The sequence below is a fragment of the bacterium genome, assembly GCA_031082185.1.
Classification (GTDB): Bacteria; Sysuimicrobiota; Sysuimicrobiia; order Sysuimicrobiales; family Humicultoraceae; genus VGFA01.
Genome location: JAVHLI010000002.1, coordinates 18078 through 44646, shown reverse-complemented (window position 1 = coordinate 44646; position 26569 = coordinate 18078). Strand labels below are relative to the sequence as shown.

Annotated in this window: 23 protein-coding genes; 19 read left to right on the top strand and 4 right to left on the bottom strand. The window is 67.7% G+C overall.

Annotated features, from left to right (window positions below):
* Positions 1-60 precede the first annotated feature (60 nt).
* Genes RDU83_02565 through RDU83_02555 form a run of 3 tightly spaced genes read left to right on the top strand, consistent with a single transcriptional unit; the run spans position 61 to position 2330 of the window.
* Positions 61-1152 (top strand): vitamin K epoxide reductase family protein, encoded by a 1092-nt coding sequence (locus RDU83_02565; GenBank protein ID MDQ7839893.1) that lies wholly within the window; start codon positions 61-63, stop codon positions 1150-1152.
* A gap of 33 nt (positions 1153-1185) precedes the next feature.
* Positions 1186-1749: a chromate transporter gene (locus RDU83_02560; GenBank protein ID MDQ7839892.1), complete on the top strand. Its 564-nt coding sequence runs from the start codon at positions 1186-1188 to the stop codon at positions 1747-1749.
* Positions 1746-2330 carry a chromate transporter gene (locus RDU83_02555; protein ID MDQ7839891.1) on the top strand — a complete coding sequence of 195 codons (585 nt, stop codon included), beginning with the start codon at positions 1746-1748 and terminating at the stop codon, positions 2328-2330. Before RDU83_02560 ends, RDU83_02555 begins: the two co-directional genes overlap by 4 nt.
* A gap of 54 nt (positions 2331-2384) precedes the next feature.
* Here RDU83_02555 and RDU83_02550 read toward each other — a convergent pair whose 3' ends face one another.
* Complete coding sequence (locus RDU83_02550; protein MDQ7839890.1) at positions 2385-3236, bottom strand: NAD(P)-dependent oxidoreductase; 852 nt, start codon at positions 3234-3236, stop codon at positions 2385-2387.
* A 109-nt stretch (positions 3237-3345) separates the two neighbouring features.
* Here RDU83_02550 and pgsB point away from each other — a divergent pair, with 109 nt between their 5' ends.
* The 9 genes from pgsB (at position 3346) to RDU83_02505 (ending at position 13399) form a co-directional block, all read left to right on the top strand.
* Positions 3346-4512 (top strand): poly-gamma-glutamate synthase PgsB, encoded by a 1167-nt coding sequence (gene pgsB / locus RDU83_02545; protein MDQ7839889.1) that lies wholly within the window; start codon positions 3346-3348, stop codon positions 4510-4512.
* Positions 4505-4936, top strand: coding sequence for a poly-gamma-glutamate biosynthesis protein PgsC (gene pgsC / locus RDU83_02540; protein ID MDQ7839888.1), 432 nt, complete (start codon positions 4505-4507; stop codon positions 4934-4936). Before pgsB ends, pgsC begins: the two co-directional genes overlap by 8 nt.
* Positions 4937-4938: 2 nt before the next feature.
* Entirely contained in the window at positions 4939-6015 is a 1077-nt protein-coding gene (gene pgsW, locus RDU83_02535; GenBank protein ID MDQ7839887.1) for a poly-gamma-glutamate system protein, read from the top strand.
* 55 nt (positions 6016-6070) lie between these two features.
* Positions 6071-6649 carry a DUF6305 family protein gene (locus RDU83_02530; GenBank protein MDQ7839886.1) on the top strand — a complete coding sequence of 193 codons (579 nt, stop codon included), beginning with the start codon at positions 6071-6073 and terminating at the stop codon, positions 6647-6649.
* Between the two features lie 68 nt (positions 6650-6717).
* Positions 6718-8421 (top strand): gamma-glutamyltransferase, encoded by a 1704-nt coding sequence (gene ggt, locus RDU83_02525; protein MDQ7839885.1) that lies wholly within the window; start codon positions 6718-6720, stop codon positions 8419-8421.
* 17 nt (positions 8422-8438) lie between these two features.
* The gene (locus tag RDU83_02520; protein MDQ7839884.1) at positions 8439-9713 is read left to right on the top strand and encodes a TRAP transporter large permease subunit; all 1275 of its coding nucleotides are present in this window, start codon (positions 8439-8441) and stop codon (positions 9711-9713) included.
* On the top strand, positions 9710-9856 hold the full coding sequence (locus RDU83_02515; GenBank protein ID MDQ7839883.1) for a hypothetical protein: 147 nt from the start codon (positions 9710-9712) through the stop codon (positions 9854-9856). Before RDU83_02520 ends, RDU83_02515 begins: the two co-directional genes overlap by 4 nt.
* Positions 9853-10980: a succinylglutamate desuccinylase/aspartoacylase family protein gene (locus tag RDU83_02510; GenBank protein MDQ7839882.1), complete on the top strand. Its 1128-nt coding sequence runs from the start codon at positions 9853-9855 to the stop codon at positions 10978-10980. Before RDU83_02515 ends, RDU83_02510 begins: the two co-directional genes overlap by 4 nt.
* 133 nt (positions 10981-11113) lie before the next feature.
* Positions 11114-13399 (top strand): NADP-dependent malic enzyme, encoded by a 2286-nt coding sequence (locus tag RDU83_02505; protein MDQ7839881.1) that lies wholly within the window; start codon positions 11114-11116, stop codon positions 13397-13399.
* Positions 13400-13413: 14 nt separating this feature from the next.
* On the opposite strand, the gene RDU83_02500 is transcribed toward RDU83_02505, so the two are convergent.
* The gene (locus tag RDU83_02500) at positions 13414-14946 is read right to left on the bottom strand and encodes a fused MFS/spermidine synthase (GenBank protein MDQ7839880.1); all 1533 of its coding nucleotides are present in this window, start codon (positions 14944-14946) and stop codon (positions 13414-13416) included.
* Between the two features lie 107 nt (positions 14947-15053).
* Between RDU83_02500 and pyk the strand changes: the two genes are divergently transcribed.
* A complete protein-coding gene (pyk, locus tag RDU83_02495; protein MDQ7839879.1) occupies positions 15054-16478 on the top strand; it encodes a pyruvate kinase in 1425 nt (474 codons plus the stop codon).
* Between the two features lie 25 nt (positions 16479-16503).
* On the top strand, positions 16504-18231 hold the full coding sequence (locus RDU83_02490) for a M3 family oligoendopeptidase (protein ID MDQ7839878.1): 1728 nt from the start codon (positions 16504-16506) through the stop codon (positions 18229-18231).
* A gap of 1 nt (position 18232) precedes the next feature.
* Here the strand turns inward: RDU83_02490 and RDU83_02485 are convergent, their stop codons facing one another.
* The gene (locus RDU83_02485) at positions 18233-19252 is read right to left on the bottom strand and encodes a TIGR03617 family F420-dependent LLM class oxidoreductase (protein ID MDQ7839877.1); all 1020 of its coding nucleotides are present in this window, start codon (positions 19250-19252) and stop codon (positions 18233-18235) included.
* A gap of 158 nt (positions 19253-19410) precedes the next feature.
* On the opposite strand from RDU83_02485, the gene RDU83_02480 reads away from it, so the two are divergent.
* From RDU83_02480 to rdgB, 3 genes are read left to right on the top strand one after another with little or no spacing between them, the layout of a single operon-like run.
* On the top strand, positions 19411-21198 hold the full coding sequence (locus RDU83_02480) for an N-acetylmuramoyl-L-alanine amidase family protein (protein ID MDQ7839876.1): 1788 nt from the start codon (positions 19411-19413) through the stop codon (positions 21196-21198).
* A 24-nt stretch (positions 21199-21222) separates the two neighbouring features.
* The gene (gene rph, locus RDU83_02475; protein ID MDQ7839875.1) at positions 21223-21957 is read left to right on the top strand and encodes a ribonuclease PH; all 735 of its coding nucleotides are present in this window, start codon (positions 21223-21225) and stop codon (positions 21955-21957) included.
* 2 nt (positions 21958-21959) lie between these two features.
* Positions 21960-22568, top strand: coding sequence for an RdgB/HAM1 family non-canonical purine NTP pyrophosphatase (gene rdgB / locus RDU83_02470; GenBank protein ID MDQ7839874.1), 609 nt, complete (start codon positions 21960-21962; stop codon positions 22566-22568).
* Here rdgB and RDU83_02465 read toward each other — a convergent pair.
* Positions 22565-24208, bottom strand: a complete 1644-nt coding sequence (locus RDU83_02465; GenBank protein ID MDQ7839873.1) for a DUF885 domain-containing protein — start codon at positions 24206-24208, stop codon at positions 22565-22567. The genes rdgB and RDU83_02465 overlap by 4 nt on opposite strands.
* Positions 24209-24321: 113 nt before the next feature.
* On the opposite strand from RDU83_02465, the gene RDU83_02460 reads away from it, so the two are divergent.
* Positions 24322-24564: a FeoA family protein gene (locus tag RDU83_02460; protein ID MDQ7839872.1), complete on the top strand. Its 243-nt coding sequence runs from the start codon at positions 24322-24324 to the stop codon at positions 24562-24564.
* Complete coding sequence (gene feoB / locus RDU83_02455) at positions 24555-26543, top strand: ferrous iron transport protein B (GenBank protein MDQ7839871.1); 1989 nt, start codon at positions 24555-24557, stop codon at positions 26541-26543. The genes RDU83_02460 and feoB overlap by 10 nt, the downstream gene beginning before the upstream one ends.
* Positions 26544-26569: the final 26 nt, after the last annotated feature.

Here is a 26569-nt window from a genome sequence, read left to right as displayed (position 1 = left end):
GGCCCGTCGTATCACTTGACACGGGGATACGGGCCAGCTTCTGTGAAAGGTGGAGATACAATGCGTCTATGCGCGTTCTGGTTCGCACTCATCGGTCTCCTGCTGGCAACCGGGGTTGTGGACCAACTGGAGGCCCGAGAGCGCAGGGCCGGGTATTCGGAGACACCGGTTGTGCGCGTGGTCCTGTTTTGGAGTGCCGGATGCCCGGCCTGCCATGTCGTGATCGACAAGGTCCTCCCGCCGATCCAGCAGGCGTACGGTGAGCGCCTCGTAGTTGGGCCATTTGAGATGTCGGATCCGGGGAGTGTCGATCTCTACTCCGCTGCCGCGCGTATGTTCGAGCTGAGGCCGGAACAGCTTGTTGTGCCGCTGATGATCATCGGCGAAGATGCTTTGGTCGGCGTGCATGAGATCCGGGACCGGCTTCCCGGGTTGGTCAAGACGCACCTGGAAAAGGGGGGACTGGACTGGCCCGCCCTGCCCGGCCTGAAGGAGAAGATTGGGCGCCCGATGGCGGCCGGCGGATCCGCAACACCTCCTGGCCCGGCAGAGGTCTCTGCCTCGCCTGCCGTTGCGGTCGCCCCTTATCGCAGTATTCTGCAGTCGGATCCGGCCGGGCTTGCTCTCGCCCTCGCTGTGATGGCGGGTATGGCGGCAGCGTTGATCTACACGGGTATGGCCGTCCTGACACGCCGGCGACGCGCGCAGCTTATGACGTCGGCCTGGATGCGATGGGGGACGCCGGTTCTGGCCGTCGCGGGGTTTATCGTTGCGGGCTATCTCGCGTATGTCGAGACGCAAGGGCTTCCCGCGGTGTGCGGGCCTGTGGGCGACTGCCACACCGTCCAGGGCAGCCCTTACGCGAGGATCCTCGGCGTGGTCCCGGTGGCGGTGCTCGGCGCCGCAGGTTACCTCGCTATCCTGGGGACGTGGCTCCTGGGAGGCCTGCACCGCAAACGCGCGCATTCCCGTGCGGCACTGGTGGTTTTCGGGATCGCGCTGATAGGCACCCTCTTCTCCCTGTATCTGACATATCTCGAACCGTTTGTGATCGGGGCGGTGTGCATTTGGTGTCTTGGGTCAGCGGCGATCGTCACGCTGATCCTGGTCGCCTCCGTGGGTCCGGCCATCGAGGCGATCGAGGCCCGCTGATGGATCTTCGTGGATTGGTGTGGGCGCTGCGGCATGGTTGAAGTCCCAGCTTGGAGTGTGTTTGCCGCCTTCGTCCGCCTCGGGGCTACCGCCTTCGGCGGGCCAGCGATCGTGGCGCACCTGAAGGCCGAATTGGTCGGTAGGCGGCGATGGCTGACCGACCAGGACTTCGCAGAAGGCCTGGCGCTCTGCCAGGTGATCCCGGGCGCCACAATGGTGCAGCTTTCGACCTACGCAGGGTACCGGATCGGCGGGGTTCCTGGGGCTGTGGCGGCCGCGGTTGGGTTCGTGTTGCCCGCCTTCCTTGCGATGGTCGCCCTTACGGCGCTGTACGTGCACTCGGGGTCCATGCCGGTAGTCCGCGCTGTCTTCCGGGGACTGAGTGCTCTCGTCGTCGCCATTGTCCTCAACGCCCTGGTGAACCTCGGTCAATCCACGCTGCGCGAGTGGCAGGGGGCGTTGCTGGCCGTCCTGGCACTGGTGGCGCTGACCCTGAAGGTCGGCTTTCCGATCATTGTCGCGGCCGCGGCGGTCCTGGCGCTCGTACTGTACCCACGCCCTGCCGCGCCCGTTCAGAGGCCTCCCGGCGCCCCATGAGGGCCAGAGGATGGACGATCGCCGTCCTGCTGGGGGCCGCCCTTGTCGCGGGCCCCCTGCTCTGGAACCCCATGCTAGGGCATCTGAACCTGGTGCTCATGAAGCTCGGGGTACTGGCCTTCGGGGGAGGGTTCACGCTGATTCCCCTTATCCAGCACGATGTGGTCAACCGCCTGGGGTGGCTGACCACCGGCGAGTTCATTGACGGCGTCGCCCTCGGGCAGGTGACGCCCGGGCCCATCCTGATAACCGCGACTTTCATCGGTTACAAGGTCGGTGGGCTGGCCGGGGCGGTGACCTCCACGATAGCGGTTTTCCTCCCGTCATTCCTGGTGCTCGTGGGGATCGCCCAACACTTCGATCGGTGGAAACGCCTCCAGTCGATCCAGACGATGATCCGCGGCGTACTGAGCGGTTTCATCGGGCTGCTGCTCTTCGTTCTGTTTCAGTTTGGTCAGGCCTCGCTCGTGGATTGGAAGACCTGGGTACTGGCGATCGGTGCGTTTGTTGCCCTGCGCAAGGGCGTGGGTCTCCTCCCATTGGTCGGGCTGACCGTCGTGGTCTCAATCTTGGCGTTCTGAGTTTCGGGCGCGCAAGGGCAGCTGGACGCGCGGGAGCGCGCCCGCCTCCACTGTCTAGGGTGTCCAGAGCAGCCTGTGCAGCGCGGAGTGGTCCAGGTCGCCGCCGCCCTGGTCCACGAGGGTCTGGAAGAGCGTCGCGACGCTCTCCAGGTGAGGCAGCCGCACGCCCACAGATGAGGCCAGGCTCTGTGCCAGCCGCAGATCTTTGAGATGTGTCCTGGCTTTGCCGCCCGGCGTGTAGGCGCGGTTGACCATCCGCGTGCCGTGGATCTGGAGCACCCTGGAGTCCGCGTACCCGCCGCGCAGGGCCTGCTGCACGGCGCAGGGGTCGAGACCGCACTTCTCGGCCAGCGTCAGTGCTTCTGCCACGGCCTCGATGGCAAGTCCCACGATGATCTGGTTGATTACCTTGGTCGTATGGCCTGCTCCGGGCGGGCCGACGTGGACGATGTTTCCGCCGACCGCTTCGAGCAGTGGCCGGGCACGGCTCACATCCGCCTCCGTCCCTCCGACCATGACGGACAGGATGCCATTAGCAGCACCCTCCGGCCCGCCGGAGACCGGCGCATCCACCCAGCCGATGCCGCGCGCCGCCAGTTTGGCCGCGTGCGCCCTGGACCGGGCCGGATCGGAAGAGCCCATGTCGAGCACGAGATGCGGAGGGCGCAGGTAGGGCTCGAGCCGATCGAGCACCGCGTCAGTCGCGCTTGAGTCCTCCAGCATGAAGAGCAAGACTTCTGCCGCTGCCGCATCCTGGAGGTCCGGACATTGAGTGATGCCCGCGGTCAGGTCCTCGGGAAGGCGCGACCGATTCCAGCCGCGCACATCGAACCCCTTCGCGATCAGCCGCCGGGCCATCGGCCGGCCCATAAGGCCCAGGCCCAGGATCGAGATGGTGGGAAGCATCGCGCATCAACTCCTTATGAGATCCTCGATTACTGTAGCGCCACAGGGGAGTACAGCGCCACAGTGCCGGGTGGAGGAAGAGGGCTCCGCCCACCGGAATCCATGTCTCATGGAACTCCTGGGCGTGGTGCCCGCGCTCGCGGCGCTGGGCGCCGCCGTGGTTGAGGCCAGGCGCCACCGGCGCCATCTAGAGAGCATACCCCACCGCATCCACGTCAACGGCACGCGCGGCAAGTCGAGTGTCGTGCGCCTTGTCGTTGCGGGACTGCGGGTCTGCGGGCTTCGCGTTGTGGGCAAGACTACGGGTTCCGCTCCCCGGGTCCTACTGCCCGACGGTGGTGAGGTTGACCTCCGCGGAGGCCGGCGGCCTTCGCTACGCGAGTACCAGCATGTGGCCGCGCTTGCGGCACGCGCGCGCGCAGACGCGCTGGTCGTGGAGTGCATGGCTGTGCGGCCCGAACTGCAGCGCGTTGCCGAGCAGCGGTTGATGCGCTCAACGATTGGCGTACTCACCGGCGCCGGTAAGGATCACCTAGGCGTGATGGGTGAATCGTTGCACGAGATCACGGAGGCGCTTGCGGGGACTATCCCAGCGGGTGGAGTGCTGGTTACGCCGGGACCTTCCGTGCCGCCTGCATGGGGGGCGTGCGCGGCGGAGCGCGGAACCCTGGTTTGCCCGGTGGTGCCGGATCCCGGTCTCCCGCTGCCGGCCGCCTACCTTGAGTGGCCCGAGAACGTGGCGATCGCCCTGGAGGTCTGCCGGATTGTGGGCGTTGACCGCTTGACCGCGCTGGCCGGGATGGGCAGCGTGCGGCCTGATCCCGGGGCGCTGCGCGTCTGGCGCAGTTCCCACCTCTGGCTGGTAGGTGCGTTCGGAGCCAACGATCCTATTTCCACGGGCCGTCTGGTCGCCCGCGTGCGCGGGCAGTTCGGCCTGGCCGCCGTGCCTGTGGCAGGCATCCTGAACACCAGGGCCGACCGGGGCGAGCGCACACTGCAGTGGTGCCGGACGCTGCTCTCGGGGGAGTTCCAGGTTGACCGCCTGGTCATCACCGGTCCGCACGCCATGGCGGCCGCGCGGTTCCTGGAGCGTCGTGGGTGGGGGCGCGGGCGCATACACGTCCACGCTGGATCCTCACCGGCCACCGTCACGCGGGCGGCCTCGGATGGCACCTCAGGAGCCCTCCTGGTGGTGGGCATGGGCAATGTCGCCGGTACTGGAGCTGCGCTGCTATCGCACTGGGCTGAAGTGGGCGAGGTGGTGACAGATGGTTGAGGCGCTGGGCGTCGGACTGGTCGTATCGCTTGTCCTTTCGGAGCTGGTAGGGCTCTCTGCCGGCGGGCTGATTACGCCCGCGTACCTGGCCCTTCTGCTCGACCAGCCGTGGCGCATGGTCGGAACGCTCGTGGCGGCAGGCGTGGCGTTCGCCGCCTACCGGGGGCTGGCCGGTCACCTGATCCTCTACGGCCGGCGGCGGTTCGTCGCGATGGTGCTGCTGGGCGTGGCGGCCAAGTGGGCGCTCCAGGCGGCTGCTCCTGCCGCCGCGGCGACGCTGGCCGTGCCGGTGGGCACGATCGGCTACGTGCTTCCTGGCCTCATCGCGAACGAGTTCGAGCGGCAGGGGGTCCTGGCGACCGTTGCCATGCTGACCGTGGCAACTGTGGCTGCGGCGCTCGCGGTGCGGGTACTGGGGGTTTGATGGTGAGACGCCATCCTCCGGCGGTGCTGGCCGCGATGTTGGGCCTCGCGCTGGCCACAGGCGGTGCGAGCCTGGCGACTGCTCCGGCACCTGACCCGTCAGGCACCACGACGCACGAAGCCGCCAGGCTCATGGCCGAGGGAACCGCGGTGATACGCCGGGCGCGGCTTGCCCGCGGCCTGGCTGTTGACCCCAGGACAGATCCCAACCGCACAGGGCTGATCGGCGTCGAGTGGACCGCCACAACCACAACGTTGGGCTCGCTGACGTCCAAGCGGACCGGCACCAATCCCAACCTGGCTGCCGGGCTGGTTCGCTGGCTGCACGAGGCCGGAGTGCGCGAGGGCGGCGCGGTCGCTGTGGGCGCCTCGGGCTCTTTCCCTGGGCTTGCACTCGGTACTCTCGCCGCGGTGCGGGCCCTGGGCGGCCGGCCCATCACGATCACTTCGGTGGGAGCCTCCAGTTGGGGGGCCAACGAGCCCGGGTTCACGTGGCTCGACATGGAGGCAGAGCTGGTGCGCGCAGGTCTGGCCACGCGCTCGGTGGGCGCATCCCCGGGAGGCGAGGATGACGACGGCGCCGGCCTCCAGGAACCCGCGCGCGGGCAACTGCTCGCGGCCGTCGAGCGCTCGGGCGTGCCGCTGCTGTCCGGCGAGACGCTGAGCGACCGGGTTGCGGCGCGGATGGCCGCGTACGCCGCCGCATCCGGCGGCCCTATCGCTGCCTTCGTCAACATCGGAGGGGCCGCTGCGAACATGGGGACATGCCTGGGAGTTCTCAACCTGCGCCCCGGCGTGCACCGCACCCTACCACCCTGCAGGGGCGAACCAGGCGTGATGTGGCGAATGAGCGCGCGGGGGGTCCCTGTCCTGCACCTGCTGCATGTCGAAGGTATCGCGGCGGCATTCGGCCTGCCTGTTGACCCGGTGCCGCTGCCGGAACCAGGTCAGGGAGCGCCATTCCAACGGCCATCCCGCGGGAGATCGGGAGCGCTGCTCCTAGTGCTCCTGGGGGGCCTGCTGGTGCTCGTCCACCGCGGCCGCGCGGGAGGTCCTCCCAGTAATAGGGCAATTGCCTGATGGTCGTGGGGGACGGTTACCGACTACACTGGAGGCAACCCGGGAGGTGGAAGAGATGGCCTGTTGCAGGGCGCTGCCCGTTACGGTAGGGCTGATGGCCGCGGCGATGATGCTGACCGTGACAGCGGTGGCAATCGGCGGGCCGGCATTCACTGCCGACCCCCCGGTGTTGCTGACCTCGGGCGGGCAGAGCGCCGATCTGCAGATAGTGAAGATCCTGCTTGAGAGACTGCGTCTGTCGGATGTGACCACGAAGCCACTGGCCCGCGTCGAGGACATGCGCGGCGTCAAGACCTTGGTGATCGCGGTCGGCGGAAGCACGAAGGGCCTGGGAGCGGCCGGGATTGATGCCGACCAGGAGCTGGCGCGCGTGGGGGCGCTGCTGGCGCGGGCGCAGGAGGCCGGCGTGAAGGTTCTTACGATGCACGTCGGAGGGAGCGCCCGCCGGGGAGAGCTGTCCGACCGCTTCATAGCGGCGGTGGTGCCCAGGAGTGGGCATGTGATCGTGGCATCCGACGGCAACGCCGATGAGCTGTTCACGCGGCTGACCTCCCAGCATCGCGTCACACTGGAGAGCGTCGATCGCCTCTCAGACCTGGAGCCGGTGCTCCGCAGGATCTTCCGCGTCAGGTAGGCGTGGTCAGGTAGGCATCTTCAGGTAGACGACAGGCGAGTGGGAATCCGACAGGAGGTGAACGGTTGATGAGAACGCATCTGCGGTGCCTGCGCGGCGTCCTCGCCGTGGCGGTAATACTGGTTATTGCGGGGGTGCTCGCCGTGCCGTCTCCTCTGGTCGCGCAGTCGATCAACCCGATCGCAACCGGCCGTGCCGGTATGGTGGCCACGGCCACGCCGCTCGCCACCGAGATCGGCCTTGATATTCTCCAGCAGGGCGGCAACGCGGTGGATGCCGCGGTGGCCGCCGCGTTCGCGCTCGGCGTGGCCGAGCCGAATGCCTCGGGGCTGGGTGGCGGAGGGTTCATTCTCATCCGTTTTGCCCGCACAGGCGAGACGGTCTACATAGACTACCGTGAGGTGGCGCCCGGTGCCGCCAGGCCGGACATGTACCTCGACTCCGAGGGGCGAGTACGGCCCGGCTCCACCACGGTCGGCCACCTGGCCGTGGGCGTTCCCGGCACGCTGGCAGGCCTGCACATGGCGCTCACGCGTTACGGCACGATGACGCTCAAGCAGGTGATGACGCCGTCCATATTTCTCGCGGAACGCGGCTACACCGTCACGAAGACGCTGAGCGGGATGATGCAGGACAACCTCGAGAAGCTCAATCGGTTCCCCGCGGCCGCGGCGATCTACACAAAGGGAGGCCTGCCCTACGACCCGGGCAGCCGCCTCGTGCTGCGCGACCTGGCGGCCACCTACCGACTGATCGCCTCTGCGGGACCTTCCGTATTCTACGAGGGGGAGATCGCCGACGCGATCGTGGCCGAGATGAAGCGAGGCGGAGGCATCATCACGAAGGCCGACCTAGCCGGCTACCGCCCGAAGATGCGGGTCCCGGTGCGCTCGACCTACCGTGGGTTCGAGATCATCTCCAGCCCACCGCCCAGCTCGGGTGGCACGCACGTCATCCAGGCGCTCAACATCCTCGAGGGCTATGACATGGCCGGGCTCGGTTTTCAGACCCCGGCCGCCCTGCACGTGACGATCGAGGCGCTGAAGCGCTCGTTCGCCGACCGTGGGCGCTACATGGCCGACCCGGACTTCGTCCCGGTTCCGGTCGCCGGTCTGATCTCGAAGGACTATGCCGCGGTGCTGCGCAGGACCATAGACCTGAATCGGGCCTCGCCCAGCGTGGCGCCGGGCAACCCCGAGCCTTTCGGCAAGTCGGCCAACACCTCGCACATCTCGGTGGTGGACCGCGAGGGCAACATGGTTGCGCTCACGCAGACCATCAACTACTTCTTCGGCTCCGGCGTGATGGTGCCCGGCACCGGGATTCTCCTGAACAACGAGATGGACGACTTCGTGCCCACCCCTGGCTCCGCCAACTCGGTGCAGCCGGGGAAGCGGCCGCTCTCCAGCATGGCGCCCACCCTGGTGCTGCGGGAAGGACGGCCGTTCATGACGGTGGGCTCGCCCGGGGCCACGCGCATCATCTCTGCCCTGGCGCTGATCATCATGAACATCGTGGACTACAAGATGGACATCCAGAGCGCGATCGAAGCGCCACGTATTCACGCCATGACGCGTGACGTGTTCGTCGAAGGCCGCATCCCGCCGGATGTGCGCGCGGCGCTGGCGGCCATGGGCCATCCGCTTCAACTCCGCGGTCCCATGGATCTCTACTTTGGTGGCGCGCAGGGGATCGTGGTCGCGCCCAACGGCGTCCTGTTCGGCGGCGCGGACCCACGCCGCGACGGCTTCGCCAAGGGGTTCTGGTTCTAGGCGCGTAAGGCCGCGGGATGGCCGTCCATCCAACCCTGATTCTGGCCGCCATGGCGGGAGTGTTCGCCGTGGCGGCCCTTGCCTTCCGGTGGCCGGTGGGTCTTTCGCTGGCCCTTGGGGCGGTGGCCGGGACGCTCCTGGGTGGCGAAGGCGTGCCCATCAGGCACCTTGTCGAGGGCAGCTTCGGCTTCCTGGACGTGACCATCATGATCGCCTCCGCGATGATCTTCATGAAGGTCCTGCAGCGCAACGGGCTGCTGGAAACACTGGGCCGGCAGATCCTCGACGCCTTCCGCGGCCGCCCCTCGCTTCTGCTAATCGCGCTGATGCTGTTCATCATGTTCCCAGGCATGATGACCGGATCGTCGAGCGCCTGCGTGTTTACCACGGGCGCGATCGCGGCCCCGGTGCTGATCGCGATGGGCATCCCCTCCGAGCGGACGGCGGCCATCATTGCCATGGGGGCACTCCTGGGAATGGTGGCGCCGCCGGTCAACATCCCGGCGATGATCATCGGCGGTGGGGTTGACATGCCGTATGTCGGCTTCACGCTTCCGCTGTTGGTGCTGACCGTGCCGCTGGCGGTGCTGTTCGTGTTGCTGCTGGGCCGGCGGTACGTGACAGGCGCTGGACGGATTCCCGCCGATCGTCTCCCCGCTTCGCACTACGCGCGGCTCGGCCCGCGTCTCTACCTGCCGCTGCTGGTGGTGGGGGTCTTCATGATCGGCCCCAAGGCCACGCGGGTGATCCCTGACCTGGGGCTTCCGCTCGTCTTCCTGCTGGGCGCGGCGACCGGCTTGGTTACCGGACTGCCGGTGCAGCCGGTTCGGGTGGCGCGGGAGGCGGTGCACGAAGCGCTGCCGGTGATGGGCATCCTGATGGGCGTCGGCATGTTCATTCAGATCATGGCGCTAACCGGCGCAAGGGGGGCCGTGGTGATCGGCGCCCTGGCGCTGCCTTCGGCGCTGCTGTTCGGCGCCATCGCAGTGACAATGCCCGCTTTCGGCGCGGTCTCGGCGTTTGGGTCGGCGTCGGTGCTGGGCGTACCGTTCTTCCTGGCTCTGCTCGGTCGCAACGGAATCGTGGTTGGCTCCGCGCTCTCGCTCCTTGCCAGTCTCGGCGACTTGATGCCGCCCACCGCGCTGGCCGGGATCTTCGCAGCGCAGGTGGTGGGACTGCCCGGGTATTTCGGGGTCCTGCGCCGGTGTCTGGTGCCGGCGATCATTGTGGCAGCGGTGGGGATCGCGGCTCTCGTGTGGGCCAACCCGCTGGCCAAGGTGCTGGGGCTGTGATCACCTGGATCTATCGCGGGATCGTTCTTCTGGTGCTGGTCCTGGTGACCCTCGACCTCTTCGGTGAGCGCGACCGCCGGAAGCAACTGGTGGCCGCCATCGTGTTGGTGCCGCTCGTGCTGCGGCTGCTGATGCTGAAATGACCTCGACGCGCCTCTGGGCGGCGGGACTGGCGCTCGTCAGCCTCGTCTTGGCCGGGACCGCCGCGTCCGCTTTTGAGCGCATGCACCGCAGGGAACCGATCATCCCTGGGTCCGGACTGACCCGTCAGAGCACGCTGGCTGCCTACGAGCCCTCGCTGGCGCGGACCTCGGCCGACACCGAGGTTTTCTTCATGGACGGCATCCGGCCCGGCGGCGTCGTGCTGGTGCTCGGCGGGACGCATCCCAACGAGCCCGCCGGTCTCCTGACGGCGGTGCTCCTGGTGGAGCGGGCGCGCGTAACGTCCGGCCGGCTGATCGTGGTCCCGCGCGCCAACGGCAGCGGGTTCACGCACAGCGATCCCCAGGAGGGCACTCCTCAGACCTTCGAGATCACAACGCCGGGCGGCCCGCGCTCCTTCCGGTTCGGCTCGCGCAACACCAACCCTGTGGATCAGTGGCCTGATCCCGACGTCTATGTGCACGCTTCATCCGGGCAGCGTCTCTCGGGCGCCGAGGTGCGCAACCTCAATCGGGCGTTCCCCGGGCGGGCCGACGGCACCTTCACCGAGCGGATCGCCTTGGCCATTGCCACCCTCGTCCGGCAGGAGCAGGTGGATCTGGTCATTGATCTCCACGAGGCCTCACCGGAATACCCGGTCATCAATGCCATCGTCGCGCACGAGCGGGCGATGCCGCTGGCCGCGGCGGTGTTGCTCGAGATGCAGATGGCGGGAATCCAGATCTCGCTGGAGGCATCGCCTGCCACCCTGCGCGGCCTCAGCACCCGCGAGCTGGGCGACCACACGCCGGCGCTGGCGGTCCTCATGGAGACCCCGAATCCTGCCCAGGGCCGCATCAGGGGCCGGACCAGCGCCGCCCTGGTTGTGGAGGGGCGTGATGTTGTCTACGAGCGCGCCGCCCGCGCCAGGCGGCTCTTCGTGCCCTTCGACGCCGGCGGGTGGCCGATTGAGGCGCGCGTCGGCAGGCACGCGACCGGAGTCGTTCTCTTTGCCCGCCTGCTGGGTGATGCCAGGCCGGGCCGCGGTGTGGCCATCGAGGGTGTTCCAGAAGCTGCGTCGCTCCGGCGTGACGGCCTGGGAGCCTACCTGCAGGCCCCCAGGTAGCCGGCGAACCGCGGGAACCTATCGCTATTAGGGTCTGGAACCGATGCGGCCGCCGCGGCGGGCTGGTACCGTGAGACTGGATGAGTGCCCCGTGTGAACCTGCGGGCACCAATACCCCAAGGAGGCGATCCCTGTGGGATCCGTGAAGTTCACCCGCGAGGAAGCACTCGAATACCACTCCCAAGGCCGTCCAGGCAAGATAGCGATCACCCTCACCAAGCCTTGCGCCACGCAGCGTGACCTGACGCTCGCCTACACCCCGGGCGTGGCCGAGCCGGTACGCGCGATCCACGCCGATCCGCTCGACGCGTTCAAGTACACCAACAGGGGCAACCTGGTCGCCGTCATCAGCAACGGCACCGCGATTCTGGGTCTGGGCAACCTGGGCCCCCTGGCCAGCAAGCCGGTCATGGAAGGGAAGGCGCTGCTGTTCAAGCGGTTCGCGGACGTAGACGCCTTTGACATTGAGATTGATGCCACGACCGCGGAGGAGATCATTGCCGTCTCGCGCGCGCTGGCCCCGACGTGTGGGGGCATCAACCTGGAGGACATCAAGGCCCCAGAGTGCTTCGAGGTCGAACGGCGGCTCATTGAGGAGTTGGATATCCCGGTTTTCCACGACGACCAACACGGCACCGCCATCATCACCGGGGCGGCGGTGCTCAACAGCCTGGAGATCACAGGCAAGCGGATCGAGGAGATCCGGTGCGTGATCAGTGGAGCCGGCGCTTCGGCGATCGCCTCCGGTGAGTTCTTCGTGCTCCTGGGAATGAAGCGGGAGCACATCACTTTGGTGGACACCAAGGGGGTTGTCTACAAGGGCCGGACCGAGGGGATGAACTCCTTCAAAGAACGGTTCGCCATCAAGACCAAGGCCCGTACCCTGGCCGATGCCATGGTGGGCGCCGACATGTTCTTCGGCCTCTCGGCGAAGGGGCTCGTCACGCGCGAGATGGTCAAGAGCATGGCTCCCAACCCCATCATCTTCCCCATGGCCAACCCCGACCCAGAGATACCCTACGACGAGGCGCGCGCGGAGCGGCCCGACGCGATTGTGGGCACCGGCCGGTCCGACTTCCCCAATCAGGTCAACAACGTGCTGGGCTTCCCGTTCATCTTCCGCGGCGCGCTGGACGTGCGGGCCAGCAAGATCAACGAGGAGATGAAGCTGGCCGCCGCGCGGGCGCTGGCCGCTCTGGCCAAGGAGGAGGTGCCCGACAGCGTGTTGCGCTCCTACGGGCTCAAAACCCTCCAGTTCGGGCAGGATTACGTCATACCAAAGCCCAACGACCCGCGCGTTGCGCTCTGGGTGGCCCCGGCGGTGGCCGAGGCGGCCATGAAGACCGGGGTGGCCCGTGTCACGGTGGACCTGGCGAAGTACCGTGATGAGCTGGCCTGCCGGCTCGTGCCGGGCTATGAGGTCATGGGATCGATTGTGCGCCAGGCCCAGGCCTCCCCGCGCCGGATCGTCTTCTCCGAAGGCGAGGATCCACGCATCGTCCGCGCCGCGGCCGTGGTCAAGAAGGACGGAATCGGGCACCCGATCCTCCTGGGGCGCGAGGACGTCATCCGTGCGCGCATGGAGGAAATACGCGTCACGGTTCCCCTGGAGATCGTGGACCCCGAGCGGTCGCCGCTGCGCGAATCGTATGCCGACGCGCTGTTCCGTCTGCGCCAGCGCAAGGGCGTCACCTGCCGCGAGGCCTTCGAGGACATCGTCCGTCCCAACATCTTCGGCACGATGATGGTCCGCAGTGGCGATGCGGACGCGTTCGTGGCAGGCGTAACCTATAACTACCCGGACGTGATCCGGCCTGCGCTCCAGATCATCGGGGTGGCGCCGGGTGTGTCCAGGGCCTCAGGGCTCTACATTGTCCTCAAGGAAGGGAAGGTATACTTGTTTGCCGATCCGACGGTGAACATCGTTAGCACGTCCGAGGACCTGGCCGACATCGCCATCATGGCCGCGGAGCGCGCGATTGATCTGGGCATCACCCCGCGCGTGGCCATGCTCTCGTTCTCCAGCTTCGGCTCCACGCGCCACCCGCTCTCGGAGAAGGTCCGCCAGGCGGTGGAACTCGTGCGCGCGCGGCGTCCGGACCTCATGGTTGACGGCGAGATGATGGTGGACACCGCGCTGGTTCCCGCCCTGCGCGAGGCCGACTACCCGTTCTCGACGCTGCGCGGGGAAGCCAACATACTGGTCTTCCCCAGCCTGGAGGCGGCCAACATTGCGTACAAGCTGATGCAGCACATCGGCGGCGCCACCGTAATCGGCCCCATCCTCATGGGGATGGCCAAGTCGGTCCACGTGCTGCCCCGGGGTGCGGAGGTCAGCAGCATCATTGATGTGGCCGCGGTGGCCGTGGTGGACGCCCAGGCAATCGAGCGGAGGAACTCGCGACACGCGGCGAGCTGAGCGGCCGCGCGTCGCTACTTGGTGCGCTCCGGCTCCCAGCCGTAAACGGGAAGGATGTCCACCGGCGCGTAGTCATCGGTGAAAACCGGGACGTCGTCGGTGGACACCTTACTTTCATAGAAGTCCCTTGCGTAGCGGTCAAGGGGCAGACGCACGCGTCCCTCCGCGCGCAGGCGCCGCGCGATCGAGAGAATCTCCCCGCCGGTCATCCCTGCCCGCGCGCCCGCCACCAGGATGATCGTGCGGGTTTCGGTGGGGTTGCGGGCCAGGCCGAACGCTGTGGGGAACGGGTAGAGGCCGGGGAAGACACGGGCGTAGGTCTTGTACAGCGCCCGGAACAACCGGCTCTGCGGCCCTTCCAGCGCCCCGATTATGTTGGAGACAACGATGCCGCCCGGCGCCAGCCGACCGCGGATCGTTTCAAGGAACTCCAGGGTGGCCAGGTGGAAGGGGATGCCTTCGGCAAAGTAGGCATCCAAGATGATCAGGTCGTACTTCGCCTCGCTGCGGCGGACGAACACGCGGCCGTCCTGGATCACGATCCGGTGACGCCCGTCCTCCTTGACCTCGAAGAACCGTTTGGCCACGTCCGCCACCGCGGGGTCGAGCTCAATGCTGTCCACGCTGACGTCGGCGTAGTCGCGTGTGAACCGCTTAGGAATCGAGCCGGCGCCCAGCCCGATCAGCAGCACGCGCCTGATTGCCGGATGGAAGACGTGGGCCAGGTGCGCGTACGACGTGTACAGAAACGGGCTCTCGAACGGGTCCCGCAGGACCATCCCACCCTGGAACGACCGGTTGAACCGGAGGTAGCGGTTGAGGCCGTCCTCCATGACGCTGATTTGGTGGTAGGCGCTGTCCTTCTCGTAGAGCACGCGCGATACCGGGAGCTTGATCGGTGCCCCCTGGAGCGGGGGCGCGGTAGTGAGCACGAGGATCAACACCGCCGTTCCCAGTGCAGGGCGGATCAGCCGTTCGTGCGCGGCGACCAGCATGCCCGCCAGCGCCAGCAGCGTGCCTCCCAGCAGGTAGAGGATTGCCCGCACCCCCATGGCCGGGATCAGGAAGAAGGCGGTGCCCACGGTGCCGGCGATGCTGCCGGCCGTCGAGAGCGCGTAGAGCACGCCCGCGCTGGTGCCGACGGTGTTGAGGTCCCTTGCCACGAGCTTGATCGCAAACGGTGACGTCATCCCCATCAGCACGCTGGGGATCGCAAAGAGCACGATCGAGGCAAGCATAGGGTTGAGCCGCGGCCCCAGGTCCCATGCGTCGAACGCCAGCAGAACCGGGCGTGCCGTCACAGTAAGCGCCAATATCGTCAGGCCTGCCAGCATGAGCAGCCCGGCGAGCACGGTGGGCCTGGGCCACCGGTCGGCCATCATGCCGCCCAGGTAGTAACCCAGGCTCAACGCGCCCAGGAAGATGCTGATCAACCCGCCCCACACGAAGACGGAACTACCAAAGAACGGTGCGATCAGCCGGCTACCCACGATCTCGAGACCCATCAACACGGCGCCGCTGCCGAACACGACGATGCGGAGTACCACTGAGATGCCTCCTGCGATGTGGAGATGGTCCTTCTTTTCGAGCTGATCTGCGGGCGGGCCTTCTGCCGCGGCAGCAGTGTTGATATACTTCGGGAGGACTCCAACCGATGAACCTACTCCGCCGAACGAAGATCGTGGCCACGCTCGGGCCGGCCTCGCAGTCACCGGAGATCCTCCGGGGGATGATTGCGGCCGGCGTAAACGTGGTGCGCCTGAACTTCTCCCACGGCACGCCCGACGAGCACGCACACCGCCTGGAGTCGGTGCGCCGTGCCGCCGACGAGATTGGCGTGCCGCTGGGGGTGCTGGTGGACCTGCCGGGAGCCAAGATCCGCGTCGGGGACCTGCCCGGCGGTATGGTTGATCTGGCCGCGGGCGACCAGGTTGTTCTGTCCGCGGGCACCGCGTCCGACGGAGGCACGATTCCCGTGGACTACTCGCATCTGGCAGACGACGTGCGTCCTGGCCAGCACGTATTCATGCAGGACGGGGAGCTGGACCTGGTGGTTAGGGGCGTGGTCGCGGGCCGGGTGCACTGCACGGTCGAGTTCGGGGGGCGGCTGCGCGAGCGCGCCGGCGTGAACCTGCCCGGTGCCACGCTGAGCATGCCGGCCGTTACAGAGGACGACCTGCTGGCCCTGGCCTGGGGAATCACCCACGGGGTGGATTTCGCCGCCCTGTCGTTCATCGAGAGCGCGGACGACATCAAGCAGGCGCGACGGTGGATAGAGGGCCGCGGCCGGGCGATTCGGCTCGTGGCCAAGATTGAGCGCCGGCGTGCCCTCGACCAGATCGAGGAGATCGTTGCCGCGGCCGACGGCGTGATGATCGCCAGGGGAGATCTGGCGGTGGAGACCTCGATTGAGGAGGTGCCCGTCGTCCAGAAGGCGATCATTGGTCTGTGCAACAGGCACGGGAAGCCGGTGATCACCGCCACGCAGATGCTGGAGAGCATGGTGGTCCGCCCACGGCCGACGCGGGCCGAGGCCGCGGATGTCGCCAACGCGGTGTTCGATGGCACCGACGCGTTGATGCTCTCCGGTGAAACCGCCATCGGACGGCATCCGGTGGGGGCCGTTACGACGATGGCTTCCATCGCAGCGCGGGCAGAGGAAGCGCTGCCGTACGAGTTGCTCCTGGACCGGCACGCGCGCGAACGGGTGGGAGAGACGGGCGAGGCCATTGCGCTGGCGGCCTGTCAGGCCGCGGAAGCGATCGGCGCAGCGGCCATAGTTGCGGCGACCGGCTCCGGCAGCACCGCGCGTCGGGTGTCACGGCTGCGTCCGCGGCGTCCGATCGTCGCGGTAACGCATACCGCGGAGACGCTGCGGCAGCTCTCGCTCACCTGGGGCGTCTGGCCGGTGCTTGTGGATCGGATCAGCGAGATAGACGCGCTTGTGGCGCGCGGCATACGCGCCGCGGTTGAGCTCGGCATCGCGAGACCCGGCGACCAGATCGTCGTCACGGCCGGGCTCCCGATCGGAGAGCCGGGGACGACCAACTTCCTCAAGGTCGTGAAGGTTGAGGGGTAGGTCGAAGGTAGCAGGAGGCGATGTGATGGCACCGGCGGTGGACCTAAAGCAGACGTTTCCCCGGCGCTTCGTGCCAGAAGACGCGGACATGGGTGAGTGGGCGCAGATCGAGCCCCAACTCCGGCGCCTGCTCGATGCGAGTCCCGACTCACCCGCTTCGTTGGAGCGATGGCTGGAGGATGCCAGCGAGCTGAGCTCCGCGATCCAAGAGGAGGGGGCCCGTCGGTACGTGGCGATGACCTGCCAGACCGACGATCCGGCCCGCGAGCAGGCGTATCTGTTCTTCATCGAGCAGATCGTGCCACGGGTGAAGCCGCTTTCACACGCCCTCGACGAGGCCTATCTGCAATCGCCGCACCGCGCGGCGCTGCCGGGGCGGTATGCGCAGATGGACCGCCTGATCTCCAACCGCGTGGCGCTGTTCCGACCCGAGAATGTGCCGCTGGAGACAGATGAGGCGAAGCTGAAGCAGCGGTACCAGAAGATCATCGGCGCGATGACGGTCGTCTTCCAGGGTAAGGAGCACACCCTGCAGCAGATGGCGCGCTACCTTGAAGAGACCGACAGGTCGGTACGCCAGGAGGCCTGGGAGCTCGTGGCCCGGCGCCGCCTGGAGGACCGCGACCGTCTGGAGGACGTCTTCGATCAGCTCCTGGCGCTGCGCGTGCAGATCGCCCAGAACGCCGGGTGCGCCGACTACCGCGAGTTCGCGTTCCGGCAGCGCGAGCGCTTCGACTACACCCCGGCGGACTGTCTGCGGTTCCACGAGGCCGTCGAGGAGGCCGTGCTGCCGCTCGTCCGGCGATTGCGCTCCGAGCGGAGGCAGGCGCTGGGACTTGCTGCGCTGCGGCCGTGGGATCTCGATGTGGATCCACTATCCCGGCCGCCGCTTCGGCCGTTTGAGAACTCCGAGCAGTTGACCTCCGGGGTGGAGCAGATCTTTGCGCTTGTGGACCCCGAACTGGGGGAGCAGTTCCGATTTCTGAGAAACGCATCGCTGCTGGATTTGGATAGCCGGAAGGGCAAGGCGCCCGGAGGCTACCAGAGCACGATGCACGAACGGCGCGTGCCCTTCATCTTCATGAACGCGGTGGGGATGGACGGCGACCTGCGTACCCTGCTCCACGAGGGTGGGCACGCGTTTCACATGCTGGCCGCCCGCACCGATCCGATCATGGACTACCGGGACGCTCCCCTAGAGTTTGCCGAGGTCGCCTCGATGGGGATGGAGATGCTGGCCAGCCCGTACCTCTGGGTTTTCTACCCAGCACCGGAAGAGGCGCGGCGCGCATTCCGCGAGCAGTTGGAGCGCACCGTGCTCATCTTTCCTTGGGTGGCCACGATTGACGCCTTCCAGCACTGGATCTACACGCACCCCCAGCACTCCCGCGAGGAGCGCCGCGCCGAGTGGGCGCGTCTCCTGGTGCGATTCGCCCCCGAGGTGGATTTCGGCGGGTGCCAGGGAGTGGCGGACTACCTGTGGCACAGGCAGTTGCACCTGTTCCAGGTCCCGTTCTACTACATCGAGTATGGGATCGCGCAGATGGGCGCCCTGCAGGTATGGCTGCGGGCGCGGACCGACCGACCCGCGGCGATTCGCCGGTACCGGGAGGCGTTGGCCCTAGGCGGCAGCGCACCCCTGCCCGCGCTCTTTCAGGCGGCCGGCGCCGAGTTCGATTTCTCGGCCCACGTGTTGGGCCCTCTGATGGCGGCTCTTGCCGAGGCGCTCGACCAAACCCGCCAGGCCGGTTGAGCTATCCGTTCTGCCTGAGCCCATTCAGGAGGGCGCGCCAGGCATCCGTGCGCCTGCCCGGGACCAGCGGCTCGTAGGTGGCGATCCGGTCGGCGAGCCCACCGTACTCCTGCCTCAACCGCGCGGCCACCTCGTCCGGCGGGCCCCAGAGCGCGCATGCCTCGAGCATGTCGTCGGGAATCCGGCCGGGCATCTCCTGCCACCTGCCCTGCGCCGCGAGCCGGCTCAACTGCTCTCCAACCTCACCCCAGCCGTGCAGGTCGAGGACAGGCCGGTAGGTGGGCGTGGAGGCGTAGAAGGAGAGTTGCTGGCGGATCTCCCCGAGGCCGGTGGATACCTCGGCCGCGGTACCGGCTGCCACGAGGACGCCGCCGGCGATGCTGAACTCCCGGCGCGAGTGGCCGCGGCGCGCCAGGCCCGCTTCGATCGCGGGCACGACTACCTCGCGGAGATAGCGTCGCGTGTGGAATGGGTGGACATGGAAGCCGTCGGCCACCTCGCCTGCCAGGCGGCACATCCGAGGACCCACGCCAGCGATCTCGATCCGCAGCCCGGATGGCGCCGGCCCCGGCGGCGTGAAGAACGGCGTCATGAGCGAGAGGGCGAAGTACCTGCCGCGAAAGTTCAACGGCCGCCGCTCGCTCCAGGCCGCCCACACCTCGCGAATCGCGCCGATCACCTCTCGCAGTTTGGACGCCGGCGGATCCCAGGGCATCCCGAACCGGCGCGTGATGTGCGCCTTGACCTGAGTGCCGAGGCCGAGCACGAACCGGCCGCCGGAGAGCTGAGCCAGGTCCCAGGAAGAGTACGCAAGGGTGGTGGGACTCCGGGTGAAGGCAAGCGCTATTGCAGTACCCAGGGTGATCCGGGACGACGATGCGGCTGCAAGCGCCAGCCCGATGAACGGGTCGTGGTCGGTCTCGGTCGTCCACAGACCATCGAACCCGAGACGCTCCGCCTCCTGGGTGATGGCAGGGATTTCGGTCAGTGACTTGTAGACCAGGCGCGTGTCAACCAGCATGGGAGCCTCCTGTTGCGAGAATCTCGGCCCAGGAGCATTCACCACTCGGGCAGGAGTTCCCCTGCCGGCGACGAAAAAGAAGGTCTTACGGGAGAGGCCGGAGGGCAGGAACGCATAGGGGAGGGTGGTCGGCGCACTCAACACGGTGCTGCATGCGCGTGAGCGCGCTTCTGATTCTGGTGGCTGTCCTGGCTGCGGCGTCGCCCGCAGTGGGGCAGTCCGCAATAAGGGTAGTTGTTAACGGGTCGCCGGTTTCGCTGGCCGCGCCTGCTGTGATGCAGGCCGGTCAGGTGATGATCCCGGCGACGCGCGCATTTGAGGCCTTTGGGGCCGCGGCGGTCTGGCTGCCCGCGGAACGGACGGTACTGATCACCAACCGCACCGGCCGCACGGTTCAGATGCGGATCGGTGAAGCGGTGGCGCTCGTGGATGGTCAGGCCAGGCCATTGCCGGTCGCTCCTGCGCTCGTCGGAGGACACCCGTTCGTACCGGCGCAGTTCGCCTTCACGGCTCTCGGCGCGTGGGTCCGGTTTGACGAGGCCGAGCGCACCCTACACGTCGCCTCCCAGATCATGGCGATCGCCATCAGGCGAGGCGGCGGGGCCATCAGGGTGGTCCTGGACGCCACCGGCCCGCTGCAGCCACAGATGCGTACGCTCCAGGAACCGGACCGCCTGGTTGTGGACCTGCACGGCGGCGCGTTCAGGCCGCCGGACCAGGACCTACTGGTGGGAGAGGCGGGCGTGGTGCGCGTCCGCGCCGCGCAGTTCCAGATCAAACCGTACATCACGCGCGTCGTCTTCGACCTGCGCGAGCAGGTCGTGGCGCGGACGGTTGCCGCCGCGGACTCGTTCGAGTTTGCGATAGAGGTACGGCCGCGCGGACAGGCGCCGGCGGTGCAGGTGCCGGTTCCTCCGCCGGCCGCCGCTCCCCCGCCTGCCACGGTTCCGGTTCCTCCGCCGGCCGCCGCTCCCCCGCCCGCCCCTGCTTCGGCACCCGTAGCGCTGCCCGAGCAGCCGGAGCCGCTGGTCCTGCTGCCGCCTGAGCCGCTGCCGGACGACGGCATCCCACGGGTGCTGCAGGTGCGCGTTGAGCAGGCGGCCGGACGGTTTCGCGTATTCATAGAGGGGACCATGCCGCTGGAGTACGCCGTGCGGGAGTTCCTGGAGCCGGACCGCCTGGTGATTGACATCTCAGGCGCCGTGTTCGTGCCGGTCAAGCAGGAGATCCCCGTGGCCGGCCCCGTCGTGACAGAGGTCCGGGCCGCGCAGTTTCAGGTGGATCCGAATGTCACCCGTGTGGTCGTGGAACTCCGGCGTAAGACGGCCTACACCGTGACCTCCGGCGCCGCCGACGGCAGCGTGCTCGTCGTGGAGATCCTCGAGCCGGCGTTGCGCGCGCATGTCGTGGCCATTGACGCCGGGCATGGCGGCCGTGATCCAGGGGCGATCGGCCCCACCGGCCTGTACGAGAAGGAAGTGGTGCTCGACATTGCGCAGCGCGTCCGCGAGCTGCTGGTGCGCGGCGGGGTGCGCGTGATAATGACACGCGAGACCGACACATTCGTTGAGCTGGCCGACCGGTCCCGACTGGCGCGGGCCCAGGGAGCGACCGCGTTCGTGAGCATTCACGCCAACGCCTCGACCCGCCCGGCAGCCAACGGATCCGAGACATACTATCTGACCCCCCAGAGCCTGGTGCTGGCGCAGATGATGCAGGAGGAGCTGGGACGGGTTTCGGGACTGGTCAACCGCGGTGTGCGCACGGCCAACTTCCAGGTGCTGCGCGAGAATGATGTCCCCGCGGTGCTGGTTGAGGTTGCGTACCTGTCCAATGTTGACGAGGAGGCCAGGCTGCGTGCCGCCGCGTTCCGGCAGCGCCTCGCCGAGGCGGTCGCGCGTGCCGTGCACCGTTTTCTGCTAATCTACCCTGTACCGGCGACCTGACCGGGAAACCCAAAGGAGCGATCCATGCCGCGAGCTGATGGTCGCGCCGCAGATGAGTTGCGGCCGGTTGAGATAGTGCGGAACTTCATCCCCCACGCCGAGGGATCGGTGCTCATCACGCTTGGTCAGACGCGCGTCGTGTGCACCGCCACCGTTGAAGAGCGCCTGCCGCCGTGGTTGCGCGGCGCGGGTCAGGGTTGGATCACCGCCGAGTACGGGATGCTGCCCCGCTCGACGCACGAAAGGACCCCGCGTGACCCAGGTCGGCAGGGTGGGAGGACGCAGGAGATCCAGCGGCTGATCGGGAGATCGCTGCGTTCAGCCGTGGAGCTACAGAAGCTGGGGGATCGGACGATTACGGTGGACTGTGACGTGATCCAGGCCGACGGCGGCACACGGACCGCGGCCATTACCGGCGCCATGGTGGCGCTGGTGGATGCGCTGGCCGTGCTGCGGCGCAGTGGCGCGCTGGGCTGGTGGCCGTTGCGCGAGCTCGTGGCGGCCACGAGCGTGGGCATCGTGGAGAACGAGACACGGCTGGACCTGGCCTATGCCGAGGACTCGCGCGCCCGGGTGGATCTCAACCTGGTAATGACCGACTCGGGCCACATGGTTGAGGTGCAGGGGACGGCCGAGGGTCTGCCCTACAGCCGGGGGGAGCTCCTGGCGATGCTGGCGCTGGGGGAACAGGGGATACGCACGCTGATCGCGGCGCAGAAGGCCTCGCTTGGCGACGTTCTTGCGGGGCGGCCGCGCTGACAGTGGAGATCGTGCTGGCCACGCGCAACCGTGGAAAGGCCCGGGAGCTGACCGCGCTGCTCTCCTGGCTCCCGGTACGCGTGATGACGGTTGCGGACTTCGCCGACGTGCCCGAGCTACCTGAGACCGGCGATACCTTTGAGGCCAACGCGACATCGAAGGCGACTCTCGTGGCCCGGCTCACCGGCCGGATTGCCCTGGCCGACGACTCGGGTCTTGAGGTGGACGCGCTGGGCGGCGCGCCCGGGGTCCACTCTGCGACCTTTCTTGGACCGCACGCCACCGCGGACGACCGGAACGCCTGGGTTCTGGAGCGCATGCGCGGCGTAGATGAGGAGCGCCGCACCGCGCGGTTTCGGGCGGTAGTGGCCGTGGCCACCCCAGACGGCGCCGTCCGTACCTTCGAGGGGGCCTGTGAAGGCCTGATCGCCGACGCCCCCCGAGGCACCGGCGGGTTCGGATACGACGCCATCTTCTTCGTGCGGGAGTACGGCTGCACCATGGGAGAGCTTCCGGCGGATTCCAAGAACGCGGTCAGCCATCGCTCGCGTGCGCTTTGGGCCGCGCGCGACTACATGGCGTCCCTGGTTGGCAACGGAGAGGGCTCCTAGAGGATTGTCCCGGAGTCCCGCGCCAGCATCGCCCGGCGCGCCAGTGGAACCGGCGGCGCGCCAAGCCCGATCAGCCGGTCGTGGAACTCCCGCAGCGAGAAGGCCGCCCCGCGCTCGGCCCTGTAGTCATCCCGCAGCCTCCGGATAAGGAACTTGCCTAGGGTGTAGTTGAGGTATCCGGGATCGAAGGTGCCGCGCACGGCCTCCCGGCCGGCGGTAAGCGGTTCCATGTAGGCGCGGTCCACGAACAGCCCGGTGGCCTGGTCCACCGTCATCTCTCCGGCGTGCATCCTGATCGCGGCAAGATACCTGACCTGCCGCACCAGGGCTTCGGCGAGCTGGGCCAGGTGGAACTTGGGACTCCGGTCCACACCGGCATCGAGCATCATCTCCTCGCAGTAGTGCGCCCATCCCTCCACAAATGAGTATGAGGTCAGTACCTTGGCGGCCATCGAGGGCGCGCGCCTGATGTGGAGGAAGTGGACGAAGTGGCCGGGGTAGGCCTCGTGGATGCTGACGTCTTTGAGCGTGGCATAGTCGAACTTCGTCAGCCACTCCTCACGCTGTTCCTTGGGCCAGCCCGGCTCCGGGGGAGTGACATAGTAGTAAGACTCGGTGGCGGCCTCCTCGAACGGCCCAGCGGAGTCCATCATGGCAAAGGCCCAGCGCGCAAACGGTGGTGTCTCCTCGACCAGAGGCCGCACGTCGCCTGGCACCGTCACGATCTCCTCCTCGATCAGGAAGCGCCGGAGATCCTCCAGCATTGCCCGGGTCTCGGGGATCAGCGCCTCTTCGGCAGGATGCTCCCCGGCCATCGTAGCCATGACCTCGCGCGGGTGCGCGCCGGGAGCCACGCGGCCGGCCGCCTCCCGCACCTCTTCGGTCAGTCGGTCCAGCTCGGCCTCACCCAGGGCAACCAGGCGGTCGAGAGGCGCCTCCACCATCTCGCCGCTGCGCAGCATCGCCGCGAAGCCCGCCTCTCCTATTGCGAACTCCCCGGTGGCGCGATGTTTCGCCTCGGCGAGAAACGCCTCAAAGCTCCCGAGGGCGGCCGACGCCGCGGTACGGGCCATCTCGAACCGGTCGTGCAGCGGTGTGCCGGCCCTTCCCGCGGCTGCGCGCGCCAGATCGTCGGCGTAGAACGCCCGGTATCCGCCGTAGATCTCGAGCGCGGTCTCGACGACGGGCAAGGCCAGCGGCTCACTCAGGTGCTCCCGCGCCTCCTCCAGGAAGCGCGGTATTTCCTCGAGGTGGTTGGTGAGCAATCGTAGCCGTTCAGGCAGCGGCGCGTAGTTGCGCTTCAGGTAGGTGGTAACGTCCAGGGGGAAGCTCCACAGGACGGGGTTCCTCTGGTGGTCGCGGAGAACCTGGAACCGCAGCCGTTCCTGGGCGATCGCTTGGGCGATCAGGGCCGCATCGTGGGCAGCCTGGCTGCCTAGGCTTCCGGGCGGCAGATCGGACAACCTCCGCTCCCAACTGCCCATGGTGCGCAGCCAGGCATCGATCGCGGGCCTGGAGTAGTCGCCGGCCCTCCCGTCGTAGGCATGCAGCCCCAGGCCGGCTCCGGTGGTGGGGTAGAACTCGAAGTAGTCGGTCAGGAATCCTTGCGCAACGCGCTCAAACTCTGCATCCGGTGTCATGGCTGAGGCCATCTTCTTCCGGAGAGAGGACGATCCCTCCTCGGCGTCTTTTGGCTTGCCTAAAGACGATATTTCAGGTACCCTAAGAATCCAGGATGTGTCTGGAGGCGACGATGCGATCGCTCTCAGCGTTACGGCCTGGTGAGACCGCCCGTCTAGGTCAGATTCCGGCCATGGAAGTCGGCCTGGCGCGGGAACTCGCGGCCATGCGGCTGTTGCCCGGCGAGGTGGTGACGGTTCTGGAATCGGTCGGGGGCGGTGGACCCCTCCTGGTGAAGGGAACCGGAGGCATCTTTGCCCTGGGGCGTAGCCTGGCCGCCCGCCTGGCCGTTGAGAGTTTGGTGCCGTGCCCATAGGCTGCCACGACGCTCAGCCGCGCGACCCGATTTCCGGGGATCCACAGGTTGCCCTTGCCGGCAATCCCAATGTTGGGAAGTCCACGGTCTTCAACTCACTGACCGGCCTGGGTGCGGTCACCGCGAACTACCCGGGAACGACCGTCGAGGTGTCGGTCGCGACGGCGCGGGTGAACGGCAGCCGGGTCACCATTCTGGACCTGCCGGGAACCTACGCGCTTTCGGGCCATACCGAGGACCAGCAGGCCGCGCGGCACGCCCTCCTAGAGGAGCGTCCCGACGCCGTTGCCGCGATCCTGGACGCCACCAACCTGGCGCGCAACCTCTACCTGGTCCTGCAGCTGTTGGACCTTGGGTTCCGGGTTGTGGTCGCTCTGAACCTCACGGACGAGGCCGCGCGGCGCGGGATTCACATCGACGCAGGGCGTCTCGGCGCTCTGCTGGGGGTACCTGTGGTGCCCACCATCGCCACGCGACGCCGCGGGACTGCCGAGTTGATGACCGAGGCACTGGGCCTGGTCGGACAACCGACGGAGAGCAGGTGCAGGTACAGCACGGAGGTCGAGGGGATGGCCGCGCGGGTAGCGGCTCTCCTGGACGATCACGATGTGCCTGCGCGGGGTCGCGCGCTGTTGCTTCTGGAGGAGGGCACCCTGGAGGGGTTGCCAGCGGGCATGGCCAACCCGGAAGCAGCGGCCGAGGCCCGGGCTGTCGCCCGGCAGGTTTCCGAGCGGGGCGAGGAGTCGCTGCCGCTGACGATTGCGCGGGACCGGCACCTGGAGGCCGACCGCATCGCGCGAGAGGTGACGCTGCACCCCGGAGAGGCGCAGCGCCTGCGCCTCTGGCGCCTGGCAACGCGACCATCAACCGGTGTGCCCTTACTCCTTGCGGTGATGGGCGCGACGTTCGCGGGCCTCTTCTGGGGTGGCAGTTTGTTGGCCGGCCTGGTCGAGGCCCTGTGGGCGCGTACGGCTTCGCCCGTCATTGCCGCTGTGTCCGTGTGGGCGTTTGGTGACGGGGTCCTCACGCGAATCATGAAGTGGGGCCTGGACGCCGGTCTGCTCGCGGTGATCAGCGTGGGCATACCGTATGTGCTCACATTCTATCTGCTGCTTTCGGTCCTGGAGGACAGTGGCTACCTCAACGTGGCCGCGGTGCTGACCGACCGGCTGATGGGCGGGCTCGGGCTCAACGGCAGGGCGGCGATCCCGCTGGTGGCCGGCGCCGGATGCAGTGTGCCGGCGATTTTGGGGCTACGGGTTCTGCGCACCGAGCGCGAGCGGCTCATCGGCGGGACGCTGGTGGCCCTTGTGCCGTGCAGCGCCCGGACCGCTGTGATCATGGGCGCGGTGGCCTACTTGGGCGGATGGCGCGCGGCGCTGCTCCTCTACCTGACCGTGGCGGTCATCATTCTGGCTTCGGGCTGGGGACTCAACCGCCTGTTGCCCGGCCGGGCGCCGGATCTTCTCATGGAAGTCTTCCCGTTCCGATGGCCGACCCCGCTCAACGTCCTGCGCAAGGCATGGGTGCGGTCCCGCGAGTTCGTCACCGTGGCTGTTCCGGTTGTCCTGGTCGGCAGCTTCGTCCTGGGCACGTTGTACGAGACCGGCCTGATACGCCTTGCCGAGCGACCGCTGGCCCCGATCGTGGAGGGCTGGCTCGGCCTGCCCGCGGTGGCCGGGCTCACTCTGATCTTCGCGGTTCTGCGCAAGGAACTCGCGCTGCAGTTGCTCGTGGCGCTGGCCGTGATGCAGTATGGCAGCGGCGCGTCCAGTCTGTCGGCGTTCATGACACCCAACCAGGTATTCACCTACGCTTTGGTGAACACGATATACATTCCGTGCGTCGCGACGATGGCCGTGCTCGCGAAGGTTCTTGGTTGGCGGCGCTCCGCCGCGATCTCCGGGTTCACCATCGTGCTGGCGCTTGTTGTTGGAGGACTGGCCACGCGGCTACTGGCCCTTCTGGGCTTCGGCTAGCCACGGGAGGCCGGGTTACGGAAGAC